At 59.9% G+C, this 952-nt stretch carries 2 protein-coding genes; both read left to right on the top strand.

Translation table 11 applies throughout. The features are described 5' to 3' along the window. Positions 1–525 (top strand): cardiolipin synthase ClsB (clsB, locus tag ACWKXT_RS24240; RefSeq protein WP_454542710.1); only part of this gene is annotated, 525 nt, incomplete at its 5' end. Next, the coding region (locus ACWKXT_RS24235; protein ID WP_454542709.1) for a lysylphosphatidylglycerol synthase transmembrane domain-containing protein at positions 515–952 on the top strand (438 nt) is incomplete at its 3' end. The genes clsB and ACWKXT_RS24235, both read left to right, overlap by 11 nt.

Below are 952 nucleotides of genomic sequence, written 5' to 3'. Positions count from 1 at the left end.
GTGATCGCCAACGCGTATTTCTTCCCCGGCTACCGCCTGCTTCGCGAGATCCGTAACGCGGCGCGCCGTGGCGTGCATGTGCAGTTGATCATGCAGGGCCAGCCCGACGTGCTGTTGGCGAAACTGGCCGCGCGCATGCTCTATGACTACTTGCTCAAGGATGGCGTGGTGATTCACGAATACTGCCAACGCCCGCTGCACGGCAAGGTGGCGCTGGTGGATGACGAATGGAGCACCGTCGGCTCCAGCAACCTGGACCCACTCAGCCTGGCATTAAACCTGGAAGCCAATGTGCTGATTCGCGACCGGGCTTTCAATCAACAGCTCTACGAACGCCTGGAAGCACTCGCCAAGAATCATTGCCAGACCATGCCGGAAAAGCGCAAGCCGCGCCTGTGGCTCTGGCGCCTGACCGTGGGTTTCCTGGTGTTCCATGTGATGCGCCATTTCCCGGTCCTGGCCAGTTGGTTGCCGGCCCACAAACCGCGCTTGAAACCTTTTGAGGCCACGCCCCATGACGTCTGAAGCCCGCCCCCAAGCGCAAGCCTCCGGGTTCAAGCGCTGGAAGAAACCGCTGACGATTGCGTTCTTCGTGCTGCTGATCGTGTTGTTTACCCTGCTCGCCCGGCGCATCGACTGGAGCGAAGTGTTCCAGACCCTGAGCGAGTTCAAGCTGCGCACATTGTTCATCGCCGGCGCGCTGACGCTGTGCAGTTTTATCGTCTATGCCTGTTTCGATCTGATCGGTCGCACCTACATTCGCCAACCATTGCGCTGGAAGCAGATATTGCCGGTGGGCATCATCAGCTACGCGTTCAACCTCAACCTCAGCGCCTGGGTCGGCGGTATTGCCATGCGGTACCGGCTGTATTCGCGCCTGGGCGTGAGCACCAGCAATATCGCCAAGATCCTCGGTCTGAGCCTGGCCACCAATTGGTTCGGCTATATGGCG

Source organism: Enterobacter sp. UPMP701 (genome assembly GCF_053709515.1).
This window is presented reverse-complemented; position numbering and strand designations above follow the sequence as displayed.